We start from the raw sequence: 26,221 nt of genomic DNA on the forward strand, positions 1-26,221 counted from the left end.
TCAAGGAACGGACGCTTCCTTTGTACTCACCCTCTCGGGCTTTCCTCCGGGCTTCGTTCTGTTCTGTTCTTGCGTTTCCGACTCTATCAGACTCTCTCGGGCCCGATTTCCTCGGTGCTTTCCAGGTCCTGCGCTTTCGCGCTTTCCCTTTCCGGCGATTCCGACTCTATCAGATTCATTTCCCTGTCGTTTCCGACCGGATTTGAATTCTGATGGCCTTCGGCGGCCTTTCCCTTTCGGGCGGATCAGACTTTATCAGGTTTCCCCGGGTCATCGATCCCACCCGCTCGCGGACCGGTCCGGGCGCACGTGTGTGCTCGGGGCCCTGCGAGGTGGAGACGTAAACGTACTGGAGCGGGGCCCCCGGATGCAAATCCGGTTGCCCCGCTCCGGTGTGGTCGCTACGGGCGAGGTCAGACCTCGACCACGACCGGCAGGATCATCGGGCGCCGGCGGTAGCCGTCGGAGACCCACTTGCCCATGGTGCGGCGGATGAGCTGCTGGATCTGGTGCGGCTCGGCCACGCCGTCGGCGGCGGCGCGGGCGATGGCTTCCTCGATCTTCGGCAGGATCGCCGTGAAGGCGGAGTCCTCGATGCCGGAGCCGCGGGCCTGGATGGTCGGGCCGCTCACGACCTTGCCCGTGGTGCTGTCCACCACGACGAAGACCGAGACGATGCCCTCGTCCCCGAGGATGCGGCGGTCCTTGAGCGAGGCCTCGGTGACATCGCCGACCGAGAGGCCGTCGACGTAGACGTAGCCGGCCTGGACCTTGCCCGAGATGCGGGCCTTGCCGTCGATGAGGTCGACGACCACGCCGTCCTCGGCGATGACGATGCGGTCCTTGGGGACACCCGTCATCGCGCCGAGCTCGGCGTTGGCGCGCAGGTGGCGCCATTCGCCGTGGACCGGCATGAGGTTCCGCGGCTTGCAGATGTTGTAGAAGTACAACAGCTCGCCGGCGGAGGCGTGACCGGAGACGTGCACCTTGGCGTTGCCCTTGTGCACGACGTTGGCGCCCCAGCGGGTCAGGCCGTTGATCACGCGGTAAACCGCGTTCTCGTTGCCCGGGATCAGGGACGACGCCAGGATCACGGTGTCGCCGGGGACGATCCGGATCTGGTGGTCGCGGTTGGCCATGCGGGACAGGGCCGCCATCGGCTCGCCCTGCGAGCCCGTGCAGACCAGCACGACCTCGTCGTCCGGCAGGTCGTCGAGGGTCTTGACGTCGACGACGAGGCCGGCCGGGACCCGGAGGTAGCCCAGGTCACGGGCGATGCCCATGTTGCGGACCATCGAACGGCCGACGAAGGCGACCCGACGGCCGTACTCGTGGGCGGCGTCCAGGATCTGCTGGATGCGGTGCACGTGGCTCGCGAAGGAGGCCACGATGATCCGCTTCTGCGCGCTCGCGAAGACGCCGCGGATGGCGTTCGAGATGTCGCGCTCCGGCGGGACGAAGCCCGGGACCTCGGCGTTCGTCGAGTCGGAGAGGAGGAGGTCGATGCCCTCCTCGCTCAGACGCGCGAAGGCGTGGAGGTCGGTCAGGCGGTTGTCCAGCGGGAGCTGGTCCATCTTGAAGTCGCCCGTGCAGACCACCATGCCGGCGCCGGTGCGGATCGCCACGGCCAGCGCGTCCGGGATGGAGTGGTTGACGGCGATGAACTCGCAGTCGAACGGGCCCAGGCCCTCGCGCTCGCCCTCCTTCACCTCGAGGGTGTAGGGGCGGATGCGGTGCTCCTGGAGCTTCGCCTCGATGAGGGCGAGGGTCAGCTTGGAGCCGATCAGCGGGATGTCCGGCTTCTCCCGGAGGAGGTACGGGACGGCGCCGATGTGGTCCTCGTGGCCGTGCGTGAGGACGATGCCCTCGATGTCGTCGAGGCGGTCCCGGATGGACGAGAAGTCCGGCAGGATCAGGTCGATGCCGGGCTGCTCCTCCTCGGGGAAGAGGACGCCGCAGTCGACGATCAGCAGGCGACCGTCGAACTCGAAGACGGTCATGTTTCGGCCGATCTCACCGAGACCGCCCAGCGGGGTGACCCGAAGGCCACCCTTCGGGAGCTTCGGCGGCGGACCGAGTTCAGGGTGCGGATGGCTCAAAAGTTTCTCCTTCACCACGCGCGCCACGTACCCCTTGAGGCACGTGGCGCGCATGTCATTCGTGCACTTGCGTTCGTCTGTCGTGGTCTTGCTTATTCAGTTGTGAAGTCTGTTGTCAGAGCTGTACCCCGCCCGCGGCAAGATCGATCTTGAGCTGCGCCGTCTCTTCGGCCGACAGCTCGACCAGCGGGAGTCGCAGCGGGCCCGCGGGCAGGCCCTGCAGGTTCAGCGCGCCCTTGGTGGTCATCACGCCCTGGGTGCGGAACATGCCGGTGAAAACGGGGAGCAACTTCTGGTGGATCTCGGTGGCCTTCTGCACGTCGCCGCCCAGGTGGGCGTCGAGCATCGCACGCAGCTCGGGGGTGACCACGTGGCCGACCACCGACACGAAGCCGACCGCGCCGATCGACAGGAGCGGCAGGTTCAGCATGTCGTCGCCCGAGTACCAGGCCAGGCCGCTCTGCGCGATGGCCCAGCCTGCGCGGCCGAGGTCACCCTTGGCGTCCTTGTTGGCAACGATACGGGGATGCTCGGCGAGCCGAACCAGGGTTTCGGTATTGATCGGAACGCCGCTGCGACCGGGGATGTCGTAGAGCATGACCGGCAGCTCGGTCGCGTCGGCGATGGCCGTGAAGTGCTGGTAGAGGCCCTCCTGCGGCGGCTTGCTGTAGTAGGGCGTGACCGCGAGCAGGCCGTGGGCGCCGGTGCGCTCGGCCTGGCGGGCCAGCTCCAGGGTGTGGCGGGTGTCGTTCGTACCGATGCCGGCGACGACGTGGGCGCGGTCGCCGACCGCCTCCAGTACGGCTCGTACGAGGTCGTTTTTCTCCGCGTCGGTGGTCGTGGGCGACTCACCGGTGGTGCCGTTGATGATCAGGCCGTCGTTGCCTGCGTCCACCAGATGGACGGCGAGACGCTGCGCGCCGTCGAGGTCAAGTGCGCCATCCGCCGTGAACGGCGTGATCATGGCGGTGAGGACCCGCCCGAAGGGGGTCTGCGGAGTCGAGATCGGAGCCATGGGTAACACGCTACTCGCTGCCACGCTCGCGATGTCCCCTCGGGTGACGTCAACAGGGGGAACCTCCGAGTCGTGGCCTCGCAGGTTGTTGGATCCCGGCACTGCCTGCTCGGGGGTTCAAGCAGTGCCGGGTCCGTTTGATCAGCCTAGATGAACTTTACGAAACGCCGCAATACGGACACTTGGGACTTGTCTCCGTACATGTGTACGCCGCACGTGCGTCGAGCCTTACGGGGCAACGCGGCCGTTGCCGTTGAAGGCCGCGTAGGTCAGCGGCATGAGCCGCGCCCAGTGCTGCTCCATCTTCTCGCCGACCATCTCGATCTCCCGCTGCGGGAAGGACGGGACCGCAGCCAGCTCGTGCTGGGTGCGCAGACCGAGGAAGTGCATGAGCGAGCGCGCGTTGCAGGTGGCGTACATCGAGGAGAAGAGACCGACCGGCAGGACCGAACGGGCGACCTCGCGGGCCACCCCCGCCGCCAACATCTCCTGGTACGCCTCGTAGGCCTGGCGGTACGAGTCCTCCATGACCCGGCCCGTCAGCTCCTGCTGCGCCTCGGTGCCCTCGACGAAGACGTACTTGCCGGGGCGGCCCTCCTGGACGAGCTTGCGCTCGGCGTCGGGCACGTAGAAGACCGGCTGGAGCTCCCTGTAGCGGCCGGATTCCTCGTTGTAGGACCAGCCCACGCGGTGCCGCATGAACTCGCGGAAGACGAAGATCGGGGCGCTGATGAAGAACGTCATCGAGTTGTGCTCGAAGGGGCTGCCGTGGCGGTCGCGCATCAGGTAGTTGATGAGGCCCTTGGAGCGCTCGGGGTCCTTCTGCAGCTCCTCCAGGGACTGCTCGCCGGCCGTGGAGACGCGGGCTGCCCACAGCACGTCGGAGTCGGCGGCGGAGTGCTTCACCAGTTCCACCGTCACCTCACTACGGAAGCTGGGTTTCAGGTCTGAAGCAGCGGTCTCGCTCACACGGGGTCCTTCCGAACGGTCTTACCTGGGGCGCGCCCACTCTACGGCGCGCGCGGTGGGTCCCCGCGCAGCCGCGGGGGGCGGCGGGGTCCCCCGTACAGCTGACGAGGTGCCAAGTTTTTTCGTTGATGTCCCGATTTCAGGCACCGATCGGGGCGTTCGTACGTCCTACAGGGAGAACCCGTTCCGTCCCACCCCCACGGCCTCCGGGCCCTGATCGTGAGGAGAGTCGCTCCCATGTTCCGCCGGCGCGAACCCGTCCCGTTCGCCTTCGTCGCCGAGGCCGACCGTTTCCGCAGTAACGTCACTCCGCCGCCGCGCGAGAGTCTGAGCAGGACTCAGATCGCCGCCCGTAGTCTGGTCGGACTGACCGTGGTGGCGGGGCTCGTCGGCTCGTTGCTCCTCGGGATGCCCGCACTGCAGCCGTACGAGGCGACCGGGAAGGCGCAGCAGTCCGAGGCGTCCGAAGGACGGTAGCCTCACGGGCACTGCCCAATCGAACGTGCACGTGAGTGAGGTCCTGCCGTGCCCCTGCCCTTCTTGACGGCCGACGGCGTTTTCGACGTACATGAGGACGAAGCCCTCCCCCACGCGGATCCGGAGCGCTGGCGCCGGCCCTACCGGCCCGGCCCCTGGCGCGTGGCCGGAGCGGCCGTGCTGCTCCTGCTTGCGGCGTTCATGCTGCTGGCCACGATGATCATCGCCTTCGCGGGCACCTGGCTGGGCGCGTGCGTCGGCCTGGCCGCCTCGCTCGTCGTCGTCGGCTCCGCGCTGCGGATGCTCCGTACGGGCGTCTGGGTGAGCCCGTACGGGCTGCGGCGGGTCGGGTTCTTCCGGACCCGTTCCCTCGCCTGGAGCGAGGTCGACGCCATCCGCACGGTGCAGCAGCCGGTGCGCTGGCTGGGGCTCCCCCGGACCGTCCAGGGTCAGGCCCTGACGGTGGCCGGTCGCTCCGGTCCGGATCTGCCGGTCCTGCTGACCGACCACAACGCCGACTTCCTGTCCCGGGGCGAGGCCTTCGACCGGGCCGCCGGGACGCTGGAGGCGTGGGCGCAGGAGTACCGGCCCGTCCCGGCCTGACGCGCCGCCGACGGCCGCCGGAAAGCCCGTACGGGGATCAGACCCGTACGGGCTTTCCCGCGTGCAGGGCGATGGCGCGCTGCATCGCCTTGCGGGCGCGCGGGGTGTCGCGGGCGTCGTGGTAGGCGACGGCGAGGCGGAACCAGCTGCGCCAGTCCCCCGGCGCGTCCTCGGTCTCGGCCTTGCGGCGTGCGAAGACCTCGTCGGCGGAGTCCCGCAGGATCCGGCCGTACTCGTCCCGCTCCAACTCGTCCTCGGGCAGGCCGCCCTCGGCCTCCAGTTCGGTCGCGAGCTGGTTGGCCCGGGTGACGAACTGGGTGTTCTTCCAGAGGAACCAGACGCCGATGACCGGGAGGATCAACACGGCCACGCCGAAGGTGACGGTGATCCAGGTGCCCTGCCGGAGCAGCATCAGCCCCCGGCTGCCGACCAGGACGAAGTAGACGACCAGGACGGCTGCCGTGATGAAGTAGGTGATCTTCGCGCGCATGGGACTACTGCCTCATCAGCCGAGGTCGAGGAAGTTTTCCAGGCCGAAGGTGAGGCCCGGGGTCTGCGTCACGCGGCGCACGCCGAGCAGGATGCCCGGCATGAAGCTGCTGTGGTGCAGGGAGTCGTGACGGATGGTGAGGGTCTCGCCCTCGCTGCCGAGCAGCACCTCCTGGTGGGCCAGCAGGCCCCGGAGGCGGACGGCGTGCACCGGGACCCCGTCGACGTCCGCGCCGCGGGCGCCGTCGAGGGCGGTGGCGGTGGCGTCGGGCTGCGCGCCGAGGCCGGCCTCGGCGCGGGCGGCCGCGATGAGCTGCGCCGTACGGGTCGCGGTGCCGGAGGGCGCGTCGACCTTCTTCGGGTGGTGCAGTTCGACCACTTCGACGGACTCGAAGTAGCGGGCGGCCTGGACGGCGAACTTCATGGTGAGGACGGCGCCGATGGAGAAGTTCGGGGCGATGAGCACCCCGGTCTCCGGCGAGCCGGCCAGCCAGGTGTTCAGCTGTCCGAGGCGGTCCTCGGTCCAGCCGGTGGTGCCGACGACGCCGTGGATGCCGTGGCGGACGAAGAAGTCCAGGTTCTCCATCACGGAGTCGGGCGTGGTCAGCTCGACCACGACCTGGGCGCCGGCCTCGGTCAGCGTCTCCAGCTTGTCGCCGCGGCCGAGGGCCGCCACCAGCTCCATGTCCTCGGCGGCCTCGACGGCCTTGACCGCCTCGGAGCCGATGCGGCCCCGGGCGCCGAGGACCGCCACGCGCAGCTTGCTCATGTTCCGTCCTTAAGTGTGTGCAGCCTTGATACGGGTACGGGCCGGGGCCCGTACGGAGCTAGGCGACCGCTTCGTCGAGGCGGGCGGCCTGCTTCTCCTTCAGCGGACCGATCACCGCGAGGGAGGGGCGCCGGGTCAGTACGTCCCGGGCGACCGCGCGGACGTCGTCCGGGGTCACGGCGGCGATCCGGGCCAGCATGTCGTCGACGGACATCTGGTCGCCCCAGCAGAGCTCGCTCTTGCCGATGCGGTTCATGATCGCGCCGGTGTCCTCCAGGCCGAGGACGGTGGAGCCGGAGAGCTGGCCGATGGCGCGCCGGATCTCGTCGTCGTCGAGGCCGTCGGCGGCCACCTTGTCCAGTTCGTCGCGGCAGATCCGCAGGACGTCGTGGACCTGGTTGGGCCGGCAGCCCGCGTAGACGCCGAACAGGCCGGTGTCGGCGAAGCCCGAGGTGTACGAGTACACGCTGTAGGCCAGTCCGCGCTTCTCGCGGACCTCCTGGAAGAGGCGGGAGGACATGCCTCCGCCGAGGGCGGTGTTCAGGACGCCCAGGGCCCAGCGGCGCTCGTCGGTGCGGGCGAGGCCCGGCATGCCGAGGACGACGTGCGCCTGCTCGGTCCTGCGGTTGACGAGTTCGACCTGGCCGGCGGTGCGGATCCGCTTGGTGCCGGTACGGGGGCCCACGGGCTCGGCGTCGGTGCGGGTGAGCGCGCCGGCCTTCTCGAAGGCCGCGCGGACCTGGCGCACGACCTTGTCGTGGTCGACGTTGCCGGCCGCGGCGACGACCAGGCGGGTCGGATCGTAGTGCTTCTTGTAGAAGCGGCGGATCCGGTCGGCGCCGAGGGCGTTGATCGTGTCGACGGTGCCGAGGACGGGGCGGCCGAGCGGCGAGTCCCCGTACATGGTCCGGGCGAACAGGTCGTGGACCACGTCACCCGGGTCGTCCTCGGTCATCGCGATCTCTTCGAGGATGACGCCGCGCTCGGCGACGACGTCCTCCTCGCGGATCAGCGAGCCGGTGAGCATGTCGCAGACCACGTCGATGGCCAGCGGCAGGTCGGTGTCGAGCACCCGGGCGTAGTAGCAGGTGTACTCCTTCGCCGTGAAGGCGTTCATCTCGCCGCCGACCGCGTCGATCGCGGAGGAGATGTCGAGGGCACTGCGCTTGTCGGTGCCCTTGAAGAGGAGGTGCTCCAGGTAGTGGGTGGCTCCGTTGAGCGTGGGCGTCTCGTCCCGGGAGCCCACGTTCGCCCAGATGCCGAAGGTGGCGGAGCGGACGGAGGGCAGCGTCTCGGTGACGATGCGCAGTCCGCCGGGCAGGACGGTGCGTCGGACGGTGCCGATGCCGTTCTGCCCCTTGAGCAGGGTTTGGGTACGGGCGACGGCCCGCCCCTCCGAAGAGGGGCGGGCCGTCACACGGGAACTACGCGACGTCACTTGTCGGAGTCGTCCTTGTCAGCGTCGTCACCGGCGGCCTCGCCGTCGATCACGGGGATCAGGGACAGCTTGCCGCGCTGGTCGATCTCGGCGATCTCGACCTGCACCTTGGTGCCGACCGCGAGCACGTCCTCGACGTTCTCCACGCGCTTGCCACCGGCGAGCTTGCGGATCTGCGAGATGTGCAGCAGGCCGTCCTTGCCGGGCATGAGGGAGACGAAGGCACCGAAGGTGGTGGTCTTGACGACCGTACCCAGGTACCGCTCGCCGACCTCCGGCATGGTCGGGTTGGCGATCGCGTTGATCGTGGCGCGGGCGGCCTCGGCGGCCGGGCCGTCGGAGGCACCGATGTAGATGGTGCCGTCGTCCTCGATCGTGATCTCGGCGCCGGTGTCCTCCTGGATCTGGTTGATCATCTTGCCCTTGGGGCCGATGACCTCACCGATCTTGTCCACGGGGATCTTGACCGTGATGATCCGCGGGGCGTTCGGGGACATCTCGTCCGGCGTGTCGATCGCTTCCATCATCACGTCGAGGATGTGGAGGCGGGCGTCACGGGCCTGCGTCAGGGCCGCGGCCAGGACGGAGGCGGGGATGCCGTCGAGCTTGGTGTCGAGCTGGAGCGCGGTGACGAACTCCTTGGTGCCGGCGACCTTGAAGTCCATGTCGCCGAACGCGTCCTCCGCACCGAGGATGTCGGTGAGGGCGACGTAGTGGGTCTTGCCGTCGATCTCCTGGGAGATCAGGCCCATGGCGATACCGGCGACGGGGGCCTTGAGGGGCACACCGGCGTTCAGCAGCGACATGGTGGAGGCGCAGACCGAACCCATGGACGTCGAACCGTTGGAGCCGAGGGCCTCGGACACCTGACGGATCGCGTAGGGGAACTCCTCGCGGGTCGGGAGGACCGGCACGATCGCGCGCTCGGCGAGCGCGCCGTGGCCGATCTCGCGGCGCTTCGGCGAACCGACGCGGCCGGTCTCGCCGACGGAGTACGGCGGGAAGTTGTAGTTGTGCATGTAGCGCTTGCGGGTCACCGGGGAGAGGGTGTCCAGCTGCTGCTCCATGCGGAGCATGTTGAGGGTGGTGACGCCCAGGATCTGGGTCTCGCCACGCTCGAACAGCGCCGAGCCGTGCACGCGCGGGATGGCCTCGACCTCGGCCGCGAGGGTACGGATGTCCGTGAGCCCGCGGCCGTCGATGCGGACCTTGTCCTTGATCACGCGCTCGCGGACCACGGCCTTGGTCAGGCTGCGGTAGGCGGCGGAGATCTCCTTCTCGCGACCCTCGAAGGCCGGGAGGAGCTTCGCGGCGGCGATCTCCTTGACGCGGTCCAGCTCGGCCTCGCGCTCCTGCTTGCCCGCGATGGTGAGCGCCTGGGTGAGCTCGCCCTTGACCGCGGCCGAGAGGGCCTCGAACACGTCGTCCTGGTAGTCCAGGAAGACCGGGAACTCGCCCTCGGGCTTGGCGGCCTTGGCGGCCAGGTCGGCCTGGGCCTTGCAGAGGACCTTGATGAAGGGCTTCGCGGCGTCCAGACCGGAGGCGACGATCTCCTCGGTCGGCGCCTCGGCGCCGCCCTTGACGAGGGCGATGGTCTTCTCGGTGGCCTCGGCCTCGACCATCATGATCGCGACGTCGCCGTCTTCGAGGGTGCGACCCGCGACGACCATGTCGAAGACGGCGTCCTCGAGCTCGGTGTGCGTCGGGAAGGCGACCCACTGGCCGCGGATCAGCGCGACGCGGACGCCGCCGATCGGGCCGGAGAAGGGCAGGCCGGCCAGCTGGGTGGACGCGGACGCGGCGTTGATCGCGACGACGTCGTACAGGTGGTCGGGGTTGAGCGCCATGATCGTCGCGACGACCTGGATCTCGTTGCGCAGGCCCTTCTTGAAGGACGGGCGCAGCGGGCGGTCGATCAGGCGGCAGGTGAGGATCGCGTCCTCGGAGGGCCGACCCTCACGACGGAAGAAGGAGCCGGGGATCTTGCCGGCCGCGTACTGCCGCTCCTCGACGTCCACCGTCAGGGGGAAGAAGTCGAGCTGGTCCTTGGGCTTCTTCGACGCGGTGGTGGCGGACAGCACCATCGTGTCGTCGTCCAGGTAGGCAACGGCGGAGCCGGCGGCCTGGCGGGCCAGACGGCCCGTCTCGAAGCGGATGGTGCGGGTGCCGAAGGAACCGTTGTCAATGACGGCCTCGGCGTAGTGGGTCTCGTTCTCCACTAGCGATATCTCCATTTTCGTCGTCTCCGTCCGCCACCCGTGTGGTGGTGGACGGTTGCGGAGAAGCGCTCCTGGCGTGCGGGCCGGTCTTCGATCGAAGCACCCGGTTCTCTGCCCTCCTGGGGCTTTCCGGATACCACTACCGAGGACCGGCGGCGTAGGGAGGGCGCTCCTCCTCTTCCTCTTGTGCGCTGTCTCCAGACTACAAAGCGTCCGGTACGTCGCGCACGTACAGCAAAGGGAGCGGCCCCATCGTTGTGGGCACCGCTCCCTTCACAGCGTCTTTACTTGGCGCCGGCCGCACCGCGACGGATGCCGAGGCGCTCGACCAGCGCACGGAAGCGCTGGATGTCCTTCTTGGCCAGGTACTGCAACAGGCGGCGACGCTGGCCGACCAGGATCAGCAGACCACGACGGGAGTGGTGGTCGTGCTTGTGGGTCTTGAGGTGCTCGGTCAGGTCCGAGATGCGGCGGGACAGCATCGCGACCTGGACCTCGGGGGAGCCGGTGTCGCCCTCCTTGGCACCAAACTCTTCGATGAGCTGCTTCTTCACTGCGGCGTCGAGCGGCACGCGTACTCCTCGTAATAGGTCTTCGTTGCCATCGAGTGCCCCAGGTCGAATTCTCTGGGGATCTTCCGTGACTCGGTAGGCGGGGTCCGCTGAGCGCAGCCTCCAGAGATCTCCGGGGGCGCGTACACAAACGGCCGTCACACAGCGTACCAGGCGTGCGGGTCCCACCGTCTCAGCTGGTGAGCGAGCGGGCGCGGCCGTGGACGTCGAGCACGGCCAGGGTCAGCGGGACCAGACCGAGCAGTACGGCGGCCTCGGTGAGGTCGAGCACCCTTCCCCAGAAGGGTGACAGGCCCTTGCGGGGGATGACAAGCGCAATTCCCGTGAGGAGGGCCGCACCGGCGGCGAGGGCCGTGCAGAGCCAGAGCGTACGGAGGTCCCGGCCGGTGCCCTGGTGGGGGCCGGCCGCGCCCCGGAGCAGGTCGTCGGGGGCGTGCAGGGCCAGGGCCAGCACGAGCGACCCGATCGCGGCGATGCCGGCGGCGAGGGCGACGGCGACCTGTGCGGTGCGGCGGAAGAGGCGGGCCCGTAGGAGCATCGCCAGTCCGGTGGCGAGGGCGAGCGGCCGGGCCCACGGGTCCTGCGAGGCGCCGAGGACGGCGGCGGAGGCGACGGCGACGGCCGCGCAGCCACCGAGCAGGCCGAGGAGCAGTTCGTGGCCCCGGCGGGCCCGGGCGGCGATGAGGTCGGCGTCGAGCGGGCCGACCGGGCCGGGGGCGGGACCGTCACCGTACGGATCGGGGTCGGGGGTGGTGGCGTACGCGGCGTCCACGGTGTCCTCGCTCGCGCCGCGGGGGGCCGCGTAGCCGATGGGCAGCCGGGCGGCGCGGGCGGCGAGGCCGGGGAGGAAGGCGACGAGCCCGATGGCGACGGGGGCGCAGACGGCGGCGACCGCGGTCGCGGTGGCCCCGGTGGTGAGGGCGGCGAAGCCGGCGAGGGCTCCGGTGGCCGCCAGCAGGGCGGCGGCGACGAAGGGGGCGTCGCCCTGCGGAGTGAGGGCGATCAGGGCGGCGGAGGCGACGAGGACGCAGACGCTGCCGAGGAGGAACTGAAGGCGGCCGGGTCCGGCGCCGGGTGCGGGGGCGACGATGCCGGCGCCCGCGATCATCAGGAGCGGGAGGGCGCCGAGGCCGAGGGCGGCGGCGCAGGCCCGGTCGTGGTGGACGCGGGCGCGCGCTCCGGCGGCGGCGGTCAGGGCGAGGCCGAGGGCCGCGGCGACGAGGCCGGGCAGGCCGTGCACGTCGTGGCGGACCGGGTCGGCGTGGCGCAGGACGACGGCGAGCAGGACGAGGAGCAGGGCGGCGCCGGCCAGGCCCGCGCCGCGCAGCATGCCGTCGTCCCAGCGGTGGCGGTCGCGGACGACGGCGGAGGCGACGGCGTCGCAGACGTCGTCGAACACGGCGGGCGGCAGGGATTCGGCGAAGGGGCGCAGGCTGAGCACCTCGCCGTCGAGGACCTGCTGGGCGGCGAGGGTGCGGGCGCCGTCGAGGACGGCGCCCGAGCGGCGTACGAGGTGGAAGCCGGTCGGGGCGCCGACGGGCTGCGGCGGGCGGGTCAGGCGCAGCAGTTCGGGGTACACGTCGGCGACGGCGAGGTCCTCCGGAAGAGCGACGTCGACGCGGCTGTCGGGGGCCACGACGGTGACCCTGCGAAATCCCGTCGACCCGGCCGTGTTCACCTGTGTGACCTCCTTGTCGGCGCCTCGCGGCGGCCCCCGGTTCGCTTGCGCGCGTGCTGCGGGGCGACACCGTAGCCGGGCCGGCGGCGGCCGGTCGGCCACTAGGATCACCGGCCCGCGACGGAGTTCCCCTTCCGTGCGCGGGAGTTGGGGGCGCCGACCGTGGCGGCCCGGCCGTCGTCAAGGGACTGGTGCTCCGGTGAGCCAGATCGTCGTCAAACGCCCGCCCCGGTCGCTGCCGCCGGAAGTTCCCTCGGAAGAGGTGCGGTTGGAGCCGCCGCCGGCCCTGCCGCGGGGGCAGCAGGAGGGCGTCCTGATGCAGCTCCTACCGATGCTCGGCATGGGTTCGTCGGCCGTGTTCTTCTTCCTGCCGACCGGGGCGCACGCGTTCATGCGGGTCATCGGCGTGCTGATGCTGCTGTCCACGGCGGCCATGGTCATCGCGCAGCTGGTGCGCCACCGGCGCGGTACGCAGGGGCAGATGGCCGACGTGCGTCGGGACTACCTGGCGTACCTGGCGCGGACGCGCCGTCGGGTGCGCCGCACGGCGCGGGCGCAGCGCGACGCGCAGTGGTACCTGCATCCGGCGCCGGAGCAGTTGTGGGCGGTGGTGGCGGACGCGTCCCGGCTGTGGGAGCGGCGGCCCGGTGACGCGGACTTCGGGCAGGCCCGGTTGGGGCTGGGTCCGCAGCGCCTCGCGTCCGCGCTGGTGGCGCCGCCGACGGCGCCGGTGGAGGACCTGGAGCCGTTGGCGGCGGGCGCGATGCAGCGCTTCCTGGAGGTGCACTCCTGCCTGGACGGGCTGCCGGTGGCGGTGTCGGTGCGGGCGTTCTACCACCTGACGGTGTCGGGCGAGGTCGGATCGGCGCGGGGCGCCGCGCGGGCGCTGGTGGCGCAGCTGGTGGCGCTGCACTCCCCCGAGGACCTGATGGTGGCGGTGGTGGTCGGGCCGGGTGCGGCGCCGGCATGGGACTGGACGAAGTGGCTGCCGCACGCGCAGCTGCCGGGGCACTTCGACGGGGCCGGTACGAGGCGACTGTTCGGCGACGACCTGGGTGAGGTGGAGGGGCTGTTGGCGTCCCGGCTGGAGGGGCGACCGCGGTTCGGCCGGGACGCGTCGCCGGTGCTGGACCGGCCGCACCTGGTACTGGTCCTCGACGGGGCGACGGTGGCGCCGGACTCGCTGTTCGCGGCGCCGGAGGGCCTTCAGGGGGTGACCGTCGTGGAGGTGGTCGCGGGTGAGTTGGACGAGCCGCGCGGCGGCTTGTCGGTCGTGGTGCGGCCGGGACTGCTGCGCCTGGTGGCGGGTACGGGGGACGCGTACGAGGGCGTCCCGGACGTCCTGTCGCTGCCCGCGGCGCGGGCCCTGGCCCGGCAGCTTGCGCCGCTGCGCACGGGCGGCGGGGACGACGACGAGCCGCTGCTGACGAACCTGGACTTCACCGATCTGCTGGACCTGGGCGACGCGGCCGCCGTGGACGTGGCGCGGACCTGGCGTCCCCGGTCGGCCGGGGAGCGGCTGCGGGTGCCGATCGGGGTGGGTGAGGACGGCGCCCCGGTGATGTTGGACCTGAAGGAGGCCGCGCAGGAGGGCATGGGCCCGCACGGGCTGTGCGTGGGGGCGACGGGGTCGGGCAAGTCGGAGCTGCTGCGCACGCTGGTGCTGGGGCTGGCGGTGACGCACGACTCGCGGACGTTGAACTTCGTCCTGGCGGACTTCAAGGGCGGCGCGACGTTCACCGGAATGGGGCGCCTGCCCCACGTCGCGGCCGTGATCACGAACCTGGCGGACGATCTGACACTGGTCGACCGGATGGGCGACTCGATCGGTGGTGAGCTCCAGCGCCGGCAGGAGCTGCTGCGTTCGGCGGGCACCTACGCGAACCTGCACGACTACGAGCGGGCCCGCGCGGCCGGTGCGCCGCTCGAGCCGCTGGCCTCGCTGGTCCTGGTGATCGACGAGTTCTCCGAACTGCTGGCGGCGAAGCCCGACTTCATCGACATGTTCGTGCGGATCGGCCGCATCGGGCGTTCGCTGGGCGTGCACCTGCTGCTGGCCTCGCAGCGGCTGGAGGAGGGCAGGCTGCGCGGGCTGGACACGTACCTGTCGTACCGGATCGGGCTGCGCACCTTCTCCGCGGCGGAGTCCCGGACGGCGATCGGCGTACCGGACGCGTACCACCTGCCGTCGCTGCCCGGTTCGGGGTACCTGAAGTCCGGTACGGACGGGATGACCCGCTTCAAGGCGGCGTACGTCTCGGGTGTCCATCGCGCCGGCGGCCCGGCCCCGGCGGCGGGGCCGTTCCCGGCGCGGCGCCGGCCCGCGCTGTTCACGGCGGCGCCGGTGGCGGTGGCGTACGCGGGGCCGGACACGGATCGGCGCGCGGCGGATCCGGTGGACGAGGCGGGCCGGGCGGGACAGGCGGATCCGGTCGGGGACGACGCGCTCGCGGACACGGTGCTGGACGTGATCGTGGGGCGGCTGGAGGGGCGGGGGGCGCCCGCGCACCAGGTGTGGCTGCCTCCGCTGGACGAGGCCCCACCGCTGGACCGGCTGCTGCCCGCCCTGGTGGTGGACGACGAGCGGGGGCTGCACGCCCCGGAGTACGAGCGGCCCGGCGCCCTGGTGGTGCCGCTGGGGTTGGTCGACAAGCCGTTCGAGCAGCGGCGCGAGGTGCTGCTCCGGGACTTCTCGGGGGCGGCGGGGCACCTGCTGGTGGTGGGCGGTCCGCGGTCGGGCAAGTCGACGCTGCTGCGGACGCTGATCTCCTCGTTCGCGCTCACGCACACCCCCCGCGAGGTGCAGTTCTACGGGCTGGACTTCGGCGGGGGCGCCCTGGCGTCGGTGGCGGAGCTGCCGCACGTGGGCGGGATCGCCTCGCGGCTGGACCCGGAACGGGTGCGGCGCACGGTCGCGGAGGTGGCGGGCGTCCTCGGCCGGCGCGAGGAGTTCTTCCGGGCGAACGGCATCGACTCCGTGGAGGGGTACCGGCGACGGCGCGCGGCGGGCGGGCTGCCCGGCGAGGCCTGGGGCGACGTCTTCCTCGTCATCGACGGCTGGGGCGGCTTCCGCGGGGAGTACGAGGGCCTGGAGCCGATCGTCACGGACATCGCTTCCCGGGGGCTGGGATACGGCATCCACGTGGTGGTCACCGCTTCCCGGTACATGGAGGTCCGGTCGGCGCTGAAGGACCAGATGCCGGGCCGACTGGAACTGCGGCTCGGTGACGTCATGGACTCCGAGTTCGACCGGCGGGTCGCGGCCAACGTGCCGGCGGGCGTGCCGGGGCGCGGCCAGGTACCGGAGAAGCTGCACTTCCTCGGGGCCCTGCCGCGCATCGACGGGGGCCACGGCACGGACGACCTGGCAGAGGCGGCGGCGGCCTTCGTGGCGGCGGTGCGGTCGGGTTGGGCGGGGCCGCCGGCGCCCGGGGTGCGGCTGCTGCCGAGGTCGCTGCACGCGGACCGGCTGCCGAAGGGCGGGGAGTTCCCGGAGCGCGGGATCGCGTTCGGCATCGGCGAGACGGATCTGGAGCCGGTGTTCGTCGACTTCGCGGCGGACCCGTTCTTCCTGGTGTTCGGCGAGAGCGAGTCGGGCCGGACGAACCTGCTGCGGCTCATCGCCCATCGGATCGCCCAGCGGTACTCCCCGGACGAGGCGAAGCTGGTCGTCGGCGACTACCGGCGCGGGCTGCTCGGGGCGCTCCCGGAGGAGCACCTGCTGGAGTACGCGCCGACGGCGGACTCGCTGCACCTGCACATGGAGGCGCTGGTCGGGGTGTTCTCGCGGCGGCAACCGCCGGCGGACGTCACCCCGCGGCAGCTGCGGGACCGCAGTTGGTGGACGGGCCCGGACGTGTTCGTGATCGTCGACGACTACGACCTGGTGGCCACCGGCCGGAGCAATCCGCTGGCGGCGCTCACGGAGTTCCTGCCCTTCGCGCGCGACACCGGCGTCCGGTTCGTGATCGCGCGCAGTTCGGCGGGCGCCTCGCGGGCGCTGTACGAGCCGTTCATGCAGCGGATCAAGGAGCTGGGCGCGCAGGGCGTGGTGCTGTCCGGCGACCCGGCCGAGGGGGACCTGCTCGGCACGGTCCGGCCGCGCCCGATGCCGCCCGGCCGGGGCCACTTCGTCTCGCGCCGGCGCGGCACCTCGTTGGTGCAGCTGGGGCGGATGCCGAGGGCGTAGCGGGGTGAGGTGATGGGCGGGACGGGACGGGACGGGAGGGACCCGGCGGGTGCGGCGGGCGGACGCGGAGGATGCGGCGGGGCGGACGCGGAGGGTGTAGCGGGGATCACCCGGAAAACCGCACCCCGGGGCCGCGTTCCGCCGATAATCGGCAGCGAAGGGCCGAGCAGCACCCGCACCACCGAGGGAACCGAGGGAAAGGCCGCACATGGGCACTCAGCAGGAGAAGGACGAGCTGTACGCGCTCGACATCAGCGGCGTCGAGTGGCAGGGCCCGCCCGGGACCAGCCCGGACGAGGAGCGGGTCGAGATCGCCAAGCTGCCCGAGGGCGCGGTGGCCATGCGGTCCTCGCTGGACCGGGAGACCGTGCTGCGGTACACGGCCGCCGAGTGGGAGGCCTTCGTGCTCGGCGCGAGGGACGGGGAGTTCGACCTGACCTGAGGGTCCGGACCGGACGTGCGCGTGGACCTGCGCGTCCGATGTGCTCACGAAGGGGCGTGCCCGCGGGCGCGCCCCTTCGTGCGTCGCACAGGGGGTTCAGTAGGCCTCGGTGAACAGGCGCGAGGCCTTCATGTCGGTGGCGCGGTAGTCGCCCTTGCCCTGCTCGATGAGTCGGGCGACGGACTCCAACTGCCGGCGCATGTGGTCGGCCCGGCGGTGGTACTTCGTCTGGAGGCCGACGTACTCCAGGTGCGCCTCGCCGTCCCAGGTGTCGGTGACCACCTTGACGGCCTGCTCCATCTCGGCGAGGTCCTTGACGATGTTGTTCGAGACGGTCCGGATGCGGTCCGCCATCTGCTGGACGCTCTCGTACCGGACGCGGGTCCAGCCGTCGGCGGGGGACATGGTCTTCTCCTTCGGGCGGTGGGGGCGGGACGGGGGGCGGCGCGCCGGGTCAGACGCCGTCGAGGCCGGAGGGGCCGCCGGGGGTGATCGTGCGGAACGCCGAACGGACTTCCTCGTCCTGCGCGTTGGTGAGGTTCTTGGTCTGTGAGACGGCGTGGTGCAGGACGCCGAGCAGGCGGCGGATCTCGTCGTGGTCGACGTTGAGGTCCGCCTGGGCCTTCTTGAAGCCCTCGGCGCCCACGCCGGTCCACCCCGCGCCGGCGGTGGCGAGGATGTCGGCCAGTTCTCGGGCCTGGGTGGTCACGGCGTTGGCCGTCTCGGAGATCTTGTTGGCGGCCCTGACGACCGGATCGTCGGCAAGTCCGAAGGTGTTCGTCATCCGAAGCTCCTCGCTTCTCGGTTCCGCTGTCGGTTTCGCTGTCGGTTCCGTGGCTCACCGCGAACGGCTCCGGCGGGCGCGGGTGTCGCGCACCACGCTCGACGTCCCGGCGATGACCGCGACGAGCAGCCCGCCCGCGCCGAGCCCGTACGTGCCGAGCCGCACCTCCCGTTCCCGCGCCGTCCCGGTCAGGTGCAGCGGCGCCGCCCGCGGGGCGGCGGCCGGGGGCGGGCCGGGATCCGGGACGGGGGGTCCGGGTGTGCCGAGGTCCCGGGTGACGGCCCGCACCGGGTCGACGACGCCCCAACCCACCTCGTTGTCACGGCCGTTGATGCCGCGCTCGGCCGTGTTCTGGATCTGTCGGACCACGTCCCGCGCGCTCCACCGGGGATGCTCCGCGCGCAGCAGGGCGGCGACGCCCGCCACGTAGGGCGCGGAGAAGCTGGTGCCGCTGTCGACGCACTGGCCGAAGCCGGGGACGGTGGAGACCATGTCGACGCCGGGGGCGGCGACCCCGATGAAGTCACCGGGCTGGGAGAACGCGGCGCGTTCGTTGTTGCGGTCGGAGGCGGCCACGGCGAGGACGCCGGGGAAGGCGGCCGGGTAGGTCCTGCGCCCGCGTCCGGCCCGGCCGTCGTTGCCCGCCGAGGCGACGACGACGACGTCCTCGTCCAGGGCCCGTCGGACGGACCGGGCCAGGTCGGAGTCGGGGCCGAGCGGCACGTCGGTGTCCTGGGAGATGTTGATGACGTGGGCGCCCGCGGCCACGGCGTGGTCGACGGCCCGGGCGAGGGGGCCGGCCAGACCGCTGCCCCGTCCGTCGTTGTGCCGGATGGGGATGAGGGTGGCCTCGGGGGCGAGGCCGACGAAGCCGGTGCCCGCCCGGGGCCGGGCCGCGATGATGCCGGCGACCTTGGTGCCGTGCCCGACGGTGTCGTTCGTACCGTCGCCGCCCTTCGGGTCGACGAAGTCCCGCCCGGCGGCGGTGTCGAGGGCGCCGGCGAGCTGCGGGTTGGCGCGGTCCACTCCGGAGTCGATGACGGCGACGCGCACGCCCTTGCCCTTCGTACCGGCCCACAGGGCGTCGAGCAGCAGCCGCTGGAGGGCCCAGGGCCGCTCGGCGATCTGCTGCTCCATCGGGAAGGTGCACTCGCCGGTCCCGTCGAGCCCGAGGCCGGACCCGAGGTCGGACCCGCGCCCGAGCCCGGGGCCGTACGGGGACTGCGGCGCGGGCGCTCCCGCCGTCCCGCACGCCGCGAGGACGCCGACGGCGGCCACGAGGCGGGCGGCGCGCAACGGGAGGGGCGGCGTGCCGCGCGGCTTCCGGGGTGGCGTGCTCATGAACCCTGGGTCCGGCGAGCGGATTCGGTGTCCAGGCGCGGCCCCTTGGAGAGGAACTCCGACCAGGCGATGGGCACCGGGGGCGGGACCACGCCGGCGTAGCCGAGCCGCGTCTGAGCCTCTCCGGCTCCGGACCCCTCGCCGCCGCTCCCGCTCCCGCCGGCCGGGACGGCGTAGCGCAGGCCGGTGTCGGTGACCAGGAACAGGGAGCCGCCGGCGGTGGTCCGGCGGCCCTGGACCTGGGTGTAGAGGAGCCCGGAGCCGGGGGTGACGTAGGAGCCGGCGCCGCTGGCGGTGATGTCGACGGGGAAACCGGAGCCGGCCCAGGTGCTCAGGGTCGGGTCGCCGGCGGCGTCGACGGAGCGCAGGACGTTGCAGACGGTGTCGCGCCGCGCGCCCGTCGGCGCGGCGCCGGCGGCGTCGACCCGATTGACCTGGACGCCCCGGTGGCGCGGCCACTTGGCGTCCGCCCCGAAGGGCGGGACGTCCTGACTCAGGGACTGGAGGTCGACCTCGCGGGCCTTGCCGTGCATGTCGAGGGCGTCGGCGGCGGGCGCGGCGATCAGCAGCCGGGCCATGAACTCGGTGACGGGCGCGACCCGACCGGGCAGGACGACGTAGTACTGGGTGCCGGCGCCGGTCTGGGCGCTCAGGACCATGCCGACCCGGTTGTCCGCGGGGGCCAGGCCCCGGACGCCGGCGTTCGCGCCGGGGGCGCCGGGCAGGCGCGGGAAGGCGAGGCCGTCGCCGGAGCCGAGGGTGGCCAGCCACTGCTCGGTGACGGGTTGCGGGGTGGCGCCCGCGCCGACCAGGGCGGTGGTCAGGGTGCCGGCCGCCGGCCCGCCCTCGGGGAACGCGTACTTGGTGCCCGCCGCGTCGACCAGGTACCGCCGCTGGGCGGCGCCGGTGCTGCGGACGTACAGCACCTGCCGGTCGGTGGTGCGGCGCGCGTCGTCCAGCCGGTCGGCCTCGCGTGCGGCGAGCACGAAGACGGCGCTCTGCACGCCCTGGCCGTTGCCGCCGGGCCGCTGGCAGACGGCCCACCGCTTGGGCCTCCCCGCGTCCTTCGCCTCGGGCAGCCGGTCAGGGGCCCAGGGGATGCCGATGATGGGTCCGCGCGGCGGCCGGCCCGCGTCCAGCAGCTCGTCCGTGACGTGGACGACCTTGAACCGCCGTGGATCGAGGAGGAGTCGGGCCGAAGCCAGGTTCAGCACCGGGTGCAGCCGGTTCCCGCTCCGGCCGGCCACCTCGGTGGAGAGGATCACGTAGCGCGTCGTCGACAGCTTCCCCACGATGACCCGGGCCCCGGGCTCGTTCCAGCCCTTGGGGGCCTGTGGTCTGAACATGCCCCAGGCTCCGAAGCCGACCAGGACGAGGGCGCCGACGATCAGCGAGGGAAGAATCGCGCGCAGCGGCCTGGGCGCGCCTTCCTCGCTGCCCGTTGCGGAGGGCTGGAGGAACGCGGCCACCGTACGCCGCTTCGCACATGTGTACGCGTCGAGTTCATCGCGTCGTGATGCCAAGACCGCCTGCTTCCCCCCGCACCACCCGGTCCGCGCGTCCGGCCCGGGTCCCGCTTCCCGGACCGGGCCCTACTATGCCCCTTGCCGGGGAGGCGACCTGGCGGCGACCACTGCCGCACCGCTCCCCCGGTGGGACAATTCCGCTGCTGTCAGGATGGATTGGCGAACGGTCCGGGTGAGGCGGCCGGGGCCGGACCGCGCCGGATGTCCCTGTTCCATCCGTTGCGGAGGGGGAGGTGCGCGTGTGGGAATCGGCGTGAGAGAGGCGCGTGAGGAGGCGGCCCCGCCCTCGCACGAAGGGGTGACACCGCGTCCGGCGTCGAGGCCCGGTACGTGCGGACCGTTCCGATTGCAACAGCTCGTGCTCCTCCAGCTGGCGGGCGCGGCCCCGCTGGCGGCGTGGACCCTGGAGCCGCGGCTACTGGCGCCCGCCGGCGGGGTGGCCCTGGTCCTGGTGGCCCTCGCGGTCGTACGCCGCCACCGGCTCCCCCTCCCCGAGTGGCTCGGCAGCGCGGTCGCGCTGCGGGCCCGGCGCCGCCGGGCCACCGCCACCACCGCCGTGCCCACCGGCGTCGATCCGGGAACGGCGCCGCTGGTGGAGGCCGAGCCGGCGCTGCGGACGCTGACGTACGGCGGACGCGACCGGCGGCCCGTCGGGATGGTCGGCGACGGCACCTTCCTGACGGCGGTGCTCCGGGTGGACGCGGACGCCACCGCGCTGCGGCCGGACCGGGCGGCGCACCCGCTGCCGCTGTCCGTCGTACGGGACGTCCTCGAAGTGGACGGGATCCGGCTCGAGTCGGCGCAGTTGGTGCTGCACACCCAACCCGCCCCGGCACCCCACCTGCCGGCGGGGTCGATGGCGGCCCGCGCCTACGCGCCGCTCCAGGCCCTGGCGGGCACTCCCGCCGTACGGCTGACCTGGATCGCCCTCAAGCTCGACCCCGAACTGTGCCCCGAGGCGGTCGCCGCGCGCGGTGGCGGCGCCGAGGGGGCGCGGCGCTGTCTGGTGCGGGTGGCCGACCAGTTGGCGAGCCGGCTGGCCGGGCACGGCTTCCTGGCCACGGTGCTGACGGAACAGGAGTTGACGGCCGCGCTGGCCACCTCCGCCTGCGCGAACCCGATGGCGCTCGCCCGGGCCGGCCTCTCGGCGGGCTCGGGCCGCCGTACGCAGGAGACCTCCCGCACCTGGCGCTGCGACGACCGGCAGCACACCACCTACTGGATTCGGCGCTGGCCCCGACTGGGCGGCGCGGGGGCGCGGCTGCCGCAGTTCGTGGCACTGCTGACCTCGCTGCCCGCCCTCGCCATCAACTTCAGCCTCACGATGGCCCCGGCCGGGCGCCGCGGGGTGAGCCTGACCGGGCACGTCCGGGTGACGGGCCGCAGCGGCGGGGAACTGGCCACGGCGTGCCGCGAGCTGGAGCGGACGGCACGCGGCGTACGGGCCGGGGTGGTGCGGCTCGACCGGGAGCAGGTGCCGGGGCTGCTCGCCTCGCTGCCGCTGGGAGGTGCGCGGTGAGGGGCGGCTCCGGGCTGTTCTTCGGGGGGATGTCGCCGGGCGGCTCCGGTCTGATGGGTCCACGCCGGGGACGGCACGTCGTCACGGCGGCGGAGCTGGACCGGTTGGCGGTGCCCGTCGGGGACGACGGGGTCGTCATCGGCGTGGACGCGGAGGGCCGTCCGGCGGTGCTGGGCGTCAACCGCCCCACCCCGTACGAGGTCACGCTGATCGGCGGCCTGTGGACGGCGCAGGTGCTGGCGCTGCGCACGGCTGCCACGGGGGCCAGGGTCGTGGTGGAGAGCGGACGCGGGCCGGCGTGGGCGGACCTGGCCCGCGAGGCGGGCGCCGGGCAGCAGTGCGTCACCGTGCACGAGGTGGGGTGCGTACCGCGGCAGGTCGCGTCGGCGGGCGGTCCCGTGCTGGTGGTCCGCGACTGCGGGATCAGTCCGCCGCGGGGGCGGGTGACGGCGGGCCCCTGGCAGTCCGTGCTGACCCTGCTGCCGTACCTCGGCCCGACGGCGCCCCGGCTGCTGCGGGGTTCCGCGCTGGTGGGGGTGCAGCGGGTGTCCCCGGACGAGGCGGCGCGGATCGGCGACCTGATGCGGCTGCCGCCCTCGGCGGTGGAGGCCCTGCCGACGCTGGGGGACGGGGTGACGCTGTGGTGCACGCCACGGGACCGGAAGTTCGTCCTGACCCGGGGGACGGAGGAGGAGACGGCCCTGTTCGGGGCGGCCCGGCGCGTCGACCGACCCGGCCGGGACTCCCGATGGGCGGTGACGGTTGCTCAGGGCCCGGGGGGCCTGTAGGCAGGAGTACGGGGGCGCCACCTCGCGGGATATTGCGGGCGGGCCGCGATTAGGCTGGGCCCGGGGCGCGGCGTCGAGTGTCGAGCGTCGAGTTGGGCGCCACCCCGACCGTGTTGGACAGACCAGGAGGACCAGTGACCGGCGATCGGAACGAGAGGCGCGGCGGGACGTGGGACGTCCCGACGGACGATCAGTCCGACGCGGAGCCCGATGTGACGGGCGAGTTCACCATCGACTACACCCCGCCGGCCTGGTACACCCAGGGCGCGCCCGCCCATGACGTCCCCGACCTCCCCGAGGGCAGCGGCTTCGAGCCGCACCGCCCGTCGGACGTGGTGTCACCCCCGACGATGCGGATCGCGCCGTCGGCGATCCCCCGGCAGCCGCAGCCGCAGGCGCCGGCCGAGGGGGACGGTGCGGAGGTCGTGGAGGCCGTGGCGCCCGTGCAGGCTGTGGCGCCCTTGCAGGCCGTGGAGGCCGTGGAGTTCGACCCGACCCCGGTCGAGATCCCGGCGCCCTTCGCGGCACCGGTGTTCCCCCCGCCCCCGGCCCACACCCCGAGCAGCCCGCCCATCAGCCCGAACACGCCGCCGGCGCCGTTCACGCCGGGCAGCGCGGGCAGCCCGGCAGGGGCCGAAGGCCCGGTCACGGGCGGAGGCCCGGCGGCGGCTGAGGGCCCTACGGCGGCGAACGTCCCCGGTGCGGGCAACCTTCCGAACGCCGTCGGTGCCCCGGCCGTGCCCAGCTTCCCGGTTCCGGCCGGCATTCCGGTGGCGCCGGGCCTTTCACACACCCCGGCGCCTGCCGACGCCCCGGCCGTGCCCAGTCCCCCGGTCGCGCCCCCGACGCCGGAGGCACCCCGCGCGGAGTCCCGCGTCGAGGACGCGCCGCCCGCGCCCCACTCGGCACCCGCACCGGCGTTCCCGGCGACACCGGTCGTGGAGGCGCCCCGCGCCGAAGCCGCCGTCCCCCCGCCCGCGTACCCGGCCGCGCCCAGCGAGGCACCGCGCACCGAAGCCCCGGTCGCGAACGCCCCGTCCACGGCTCCCGCGTACCCCAACACGCCCACCACAGAGGCGCCGTACGCCGAAGGCCCCGTCCCGGACGCCCCGCCCGCCTACCCGGCCGCGCCCACCGAGGCGCCCCGCACCGAAGCCCCGGTCGTGGACGCCCCGCCCGCAGCGCCCGTGCATCCCGACGCGCCGCTCCCGTACCCGGGTGCGCCCGTCGGGGCCCCGGTCGCCGACGCGCCGCCCGCGTACCCGTCCCCGGTCGCGCCCGCCGAAGCGCGCCGGGCCGACGCCCCCGTCGCGGACGCGCCGCCCGCATACCCCACCGCGGCCCGCGCCGAGGCCCCGGTCGCCGACGCCCCGCCCGCCCATCCGGCGGCGCCCGGCCCGGAGGCGCACCGTAGCGGGACGCCCGCCGCGGACGCCCCGCCCGCGTACCCTGCCGCGCCCATCGGCGCGCCCCACGGCGGAGCCCCCGTCGCCGGCACCCCGCCCTACGCGGAAGCTCCGGCCGTCGTGGCGGAGTCGGGTGCGGCGCCGGTCGCGGATGCCCCGCCCGCCCCCTACGCGCAGCCGGTCGCGCCGGCCGAGGAGCCGCCGGCGGCACCCGCCCACGCCGCCGCGCAGGCGCCGCCCGCCCCGTACCCGCCCGCGGTTGCCGCAGGCGGTGCCTCGGCGGCCGGAGCGCCCGTCGCCGAGGCACCTCCCGCGCCCTACCCGAGCCCCACCCCCGCCGTCGCGCCGGTCCCGGGTTTCCCGACGCCGCCGGGCCCCGAACAGGGCCTGTACGCACAGCCGGCCGTCCACCCGGAGTCCCAGCACCCCGGCGGACAAACCCCGTTCGGGGGACCCGGGGGCGAACCGTCGACCCCGCCGGCCGCGTTCCGGTCCCCCGACGCACCTCAGGGCTACGGCTTCCCGCCGACCCAGGCACAAGCACAGCCGCAGCCCGAGGGGTACGGGTTCCCGCCCGTCCCCCCTCAGGCCCAGCACCCGCAGCCGCAGCAGGCCGCCCCGTACCAACAGCCCGGTCAGGGCCACGGCGCGCCGCTCGGCTACACCGCGGCCGTCGAGCTGTCGTCGGACCGGCTGCTGCGCGCCAAGCAGAAGCCGAAGACCGGCCGTTCCGGCTTCCGTTTCGGCGGCAAGGCCGCGGAGGCCGAGCGTCAGCGGAAGTTGGAGCTGATCCGTACGCCGGTGATGTCCTGCTACCGCATCGCCGTCATCAGCCTCAAGGGCGGCGTCGGCAAGACCACGACCACCACCGCCCTCGGCGCCACTCTCGCCACCGAGCGGCAGGACAAGATCCTGGCGATCGACGCGAACCCGGACGCCGGCACCCTCGGCCGCCGCGTGCGCCGCGAGACCGGGGCGACGATCCGCGACCTCGTGCAGGCGATCCCGTACCTGCACTCGTACATGGACATCCGGCGCTTCACCTCGCAGGCCCCCTCCGGCCTGGAGATCATCGCGAACGACGTGGACCCGGCCGTCTCGACGACCTTCAACGACGAGGACTACCGTCGCGTCATCGAGACCGTCGGCCGCCAGTATCCGATCATCCTCACGGACTCGGGCACCGGGCTCCTCTACTCCGCCATGCGCGGCGTCCTGGACCTGGCCGATCAGCTGATCATCATCTCGACCCCGTCCGTGGACGGCGCGAGCAGCGCCAGCACCACCCTCGACTGGCTCTCCGCGCACGGCTACGCCGAGCTCGTCGCGCGCTCCCTCACCGTCATCTCCGGGGTCCGCGAGACCGCCAAGATGATCAAGGTCGAGGACATCGTGCAGCACTTCGAGACCCGCTGCCGAGGCGTCGTGGTCGTGCCGTTCGACGAGCACCTCGCGGCCGGCGCGGAGGTGGACCTCGACCTGATGCGGCCCAAGACCCGGGAGGCGTACTTCACCCTCTCCGCCCTGGTCGCCGAGGACTTCACCCGGGCGCAGCAGCAGGCGGCCCAGGCCCACTGGGGCGCGCCCCAGCACGCCGCCCAGCCTCCGTACCCCCAGCAGCCCCAGGCACAACAGGCGCCCCAGCAACCGGGTCCGTACCAGCAGCCCCAGCCGCCGCAACAACCGTACGGCCGGCCGTACCCGCAGCCGGGCCAACCCTGGCAGCAGCCTCAGCAGCCCCAACAGCCCGGTCAGCCGCCGCGCGACCCGCGCCTCGGCTGAGGTCCGCGTCCACACCTGCGGACGCGGACGCAGGTGTGGACGCAGGTATGGACGCAGGTATGGACGCAGACGCACGGAGGGCCCGTTCCGTCCCGGAGAACCTGGGACGGAACGGG

Annotated in this window: 20 protein-coding genes; 7 read left to right on the top strand and 13 right to left on the bottom strand. The window is 72.9% G+C overall.

The window, feature by feature from the left end; all coding sequences use genetic code 11:
* Positions 1-413: 413 nt before the first annotated feature.
* The 3 genes from ACFY0I_RS30230 to thyX all read right to left on the bottom strand — a co-directional run bounded on the left by ACFY0I_RS30230 (position 414) and on the right by thyX (position 4,083).
* Complete coding sequence (locus ACFY0I_RS30230) at positions 414-2,099, bottom strand: ribonuclease J (protein ID WP_388901774.1); 1,686 nt, start codon at positions 2,097-2,099, stop codon at positions 414-416.
* A 115-nt stretch (positions 2,100-2,214) separates the two neighbouring features.
* Entirely contained in the window at positions 2,215-3,114 is a 900-nt protein-coding gene (gene dapA, locus ACFY0I_RS30235; protein ID WP_388901776.1) for a 4-hydroxy-tetrahydrodipicolinate synthase, read from the bottom strand.
* Positions 3,115-3,342: 228 nt separating this feature from the next.
* A complete protein-coding gene (gene thyX, locus ACFY0I_RS30240; protein WP_281211123.1) occupies positions 3,343-4,083 on the bottom strand; it encodes an FAD-dependent thymidylate synthase in 741 nt (246 codons plus the stop codon).
* 237 nt (positions 4,084-4,320) lie between these two features.
* Between thyX and ACFY0I_RS30245 the strand changes: the two genes are divergently transcribed.
* Positions 4,321-4,560 (top strand): hypothetical protein, encoded by a 240-nt coding sequence (locus ACFY0I_RS30245; protein ID WP_362875972.1) that lies wholly within the window; start codon positions 4,321-4,323, stop codon positions 4,558-4,560.
* Between the two features lie 48 nt (positions 4,561-4,608).
* The gene (locus ACFY0I_RS30250; protein WP_388901778.1) at positions 4,609-5,163 is read left to right on the top strand and encodes a PH domain-containing protein; all 555 of its coding nucleotides are present in this window, start codon (positions 4,609-4,611) and stop codon (positions 5,161-5,163) included.
* A gap of 37 nt (positions 5,164-5,200) precedes the next feature.
* Here the strand turns inward: ACFY0I_RS30250 and ACFY0I_RS30255 are convergent, their stop codons facing one another.
* The 6 genes from ACFY0I_RS30255 to eccD form a co-directional block, all read right to left on the bottom strand.
* Positions 5,201-5,653 (bottom strand): hypothetical protein, encoded by a 453-nt coding sequence (locus ACFY0I_RS30255; protein WP_388901780.1) that lies wholly within the window; start codon positions 5,651-5,653, stop codon positions 5,201-5,203.
* 15 nt (positions 5,654-5,668) lie between these two features.
* Positions 5,669-6,421, bottom strand: a complete 753-nt coding sequence (gene dapB, locus ACFY0I_RS30260; protein ID WP_388901782.1) for a 4-hydroxy-tetrahydrodipicolinate reductase — start codon at positions 6,419-6,421, stop codon at positions 5,669-5,671.
* 58 nt (positions 6,422-6,479) lie between these two features.
* Positions 6,480-7,859, bottom strand: coding sequence for a M16 family metallopeptidase (locus tag ACFY0I_RS30265; protein ID WP_388901784.1), 1,380 nt, complete (start codon positions 7,857-7,859; stop codon positions 6,480-6,482).
* On the bottom strand, positions 7,856-10,078 hold the full coding sequence (locus ACFY0I_RS30270; RefSeq protein ID WP_385572627.1) for a polyribonucleotide nucleotidyltransferase: 2,223 nt from the start codon (positions 10,076-10,078) through the stop codon (positions 7,856-7,858). Before ACFY0I_RS30270 ends, ACFY0I_RS30265 begins: the two co-directional genes overlap by 4 nt.
* 284 nt (positions 10,079-10,362) lie before the next feature.
* Positions 10,363-10,650: a 30S ribosomal protein S15 gene (gene rpsO / locus ACFY0I_RS30275; protein WP_388901785.1), complete on the bottom strand. Its 288-nt coding sequence runs from the start codon at positions 10,648-10,650 to the stop codon at positions 10,363-10,365.
* Positions 10,651-10,822: 172 nt separating this feature from the next.
* A complete protein-coding gene (eccD, locus tag ACFY0I_RS30280; RefSeq protein WP_388901787.1) occupies positions 10,823-12,328 on the bottom strand; it encodes a type VII secretion integral membrane protein EccD in 1,506 nt (501 codons plus the stop codon).
* Between the two features lie 199 nt (positions 12,329-12,527).
* On the opposite strand from eccD, the gene eccCa reads away from it, so the two are divergent.
* Together eccCa and ACFY0I_RS30290 are read left to right on the top strand one after the other, a co-directional pair.
* Positions 12,528-16,517 carry a type VII secretion protein EccCa gene (gene eccCa, locus ACFY0I_RS30285; protein WP_388901788.1) on the top strand — a complete coding sequence of 1,330 codons (3,990 nt, stop codon included), beginning with the start codon at positions 12,528-12,530 and terminating at the stop codon, positions 16,515-16,517.
* Between the two features lie 208 nt (positions 16,518-16,725).
* Positions 16,726-16,959 carry a DUF397 domain-containing protein gene (locus ACFY0I_RS30290; RefSeq protein ID WP_266573624.1) on the top strand — a complete coding sequence of 78 codons (234 nt, stop codon included), beginning with the start codon at positions 16,726-16,728 and terminating at the stop codon, positions 16,957-16,959.
* Positions 16,960-17,055: 96 nt separating this feature from the next.
* On the opposite strand, the gene ACFY0I_RS30295 is transcribed toward ACFY0I_RS30290, so the two are convergent.
* The 4 genes from ACFY0I_RS30295 to eccB are packed head-to-tail and all read right to left on the bottom strand — an operon-like array spanning position 17,056 to position 20,607.
* Positions 17,056-17,364, bottom strand: coding sequence for a WXG100 family type VII secretion target (locus ACFY0I_RS30295; protein WP_388901790.1), 309 nt, complete (start codon positions 17,362-17,364; stop codon positions 17,056-17,058).
* A 49-nt stretch (positions 17,365-17,413) separates the two neighbouring features.
* Complete coding sequence (locus ACFY0I_RS30300) at positions 17,414-17,743, bottom strand: WXG100 family type VII secretion target (RefSeq protein ID WP_388901792.1); 330 nt, start codon at positions 17,741-17,743, stop codon at positions 17,414-17,416.
* 54 nt (positions 17,744-17,797) lie between these two features.
* Positions 17,798-19,084, bottom strand: a complete 1,287-nt coding sequence (mycP, locus tag ACFY0I_RS30305) for a type VII secretion-associated serine protease mycosin (RefSeq protein ID WP_388901794.1) — start codon at positions 19,082-19,084, stop codon at positions 17,798-17,800.
* A complete protein-coding gene (gene eccB, locus ACFY0I_RS30310) occupies positions 19,081-20,607 on the bottom strand; it encodes a type VII secretion protein EccB (protein WP_388901796.1) in 1,527 nt (508 codons plus the stop codon). The genes mycP and eccB overlap by 4 nt, the downstream gene beginning before the upstream one ends.
* A 349-nt stretch (positions 20,608-20,956) precedes the next feature.
* On the opposite strand from eccB, the gene eccE reads away from it, so the two are divergent.
* From eccE to ACFY0I_RS30325, 3 genes are all read left to right on the top strand, one after another.
* Positions 20,957-22,129: a type VII secretion protein EccE gene (gene eccE, locus ACFY0I_RS30315; protein ID WP_388901798.1), complete on the top strand. Its 1,173-nt coding sequence runs from the start codon at positions 20,957-20,959 to the stop codon at positions 22,127-22,129.
* A gap of 53 nt (positions 22,130-22,182) precedes the next feature.
* Positions 22,183-22,917, top strand: coding sequence for a hypothetical protein (locus tag ACFY0I_RS30320; protein ID WP_388901800.1), 735 nt, complete (start codon positions 22,183-22,185; stop codon positions 22,915-22,917).
* A gap of 134 nt (positions 22,918-23,051) precedes the next feature.
* Positions 23,052-26,105 (top strand): SCO5717 family growth-regulating ATPase, encoded by a 3,054-nt coding sequence (locus ACFY0I_RS30325; RefSeq protein ID WP_388901802.1) that lies wholly within the window; start codon positions 23,052-23,054, stop codon positions 26,103-26,105.
* Positions 26,106-26,221 lie beyond the last annotated feature (116 nt).

The organism is Streptomyces sp. NPDC001568 (genome assembly GCF_042893755.1).
Classification (GTDB): Bacteria; Actinomycetota; Actinomycetes; order Streptomycetales; family Streptomycetaceae; genus Streptomyces.

Bases quoted from the DNA above. Each gene is read 5' to 3' on its own strand.
- dapB (WP_388901782.1), bottom strand. From the start codon at position 6,421: ATGAGCAAGCTGCGCGTGGCGGTCCTCGGCGCCCGGGGCCGCATCGGC.
- ACFY0I_RS30290 (WP_266573624.1), top strand. From the start codon at position 16,726: ATGGGCACTCAGCAGGAGAAGGACGAGCTGTACGCGCTCGACATCAGC.
- ACFY0I_RS30320 (WP_388901800.1), top strand. From the start codon at position 22,183: ATGGGTCCACGCCGGGGACGGCACGTCGTCACGGCGGCGGAGCTGGAC.
- ACFY0I_RS30255 (WP_388901780.1), bottom strand. From the start codon at position 5,653: ATGCGCGCGAAGATCACCTACTTCATCACGGCAGCCGTCCTGGTCGTC.
- mycP (WP_388901794.1), bottom strand. From the start codon at position 19,084: ATGAGCACGCCACCCCGGAAGCCGCGCGGCACGCCGCCCCTCCCGTTG.
- ACFY0I_RS30300 (WP_388901792.1), bottom strand. From the start codon at position 17,743: ATGACGAACACCTTCGGACTTGCCGACGATCCGGTCGTCAGGGCCGCC.
- ACFY0I_RS30295 (WP_388901790.1), bottom strand. From the start codon at position 17,364: ATGTCCCCCGCCGACGGCTGGACCCGCGTCCGGTACGAGAGCGTCCAG.
- ACFY0I_RS30245 (WP_362875972.1), top strand. From the start codon at position 4,321: ATGTTCCGCCGGCGCGAACCCGTCCCGTTCGCCTTCGTCGCCGAGGCC.
- dapA (WP_388901776.1), bottom strand. From the start codon at position 3,114: ATGGCTCCGATCTCGACTCCGCAGACCCCCTTCGGGCGGGTCCTCACC.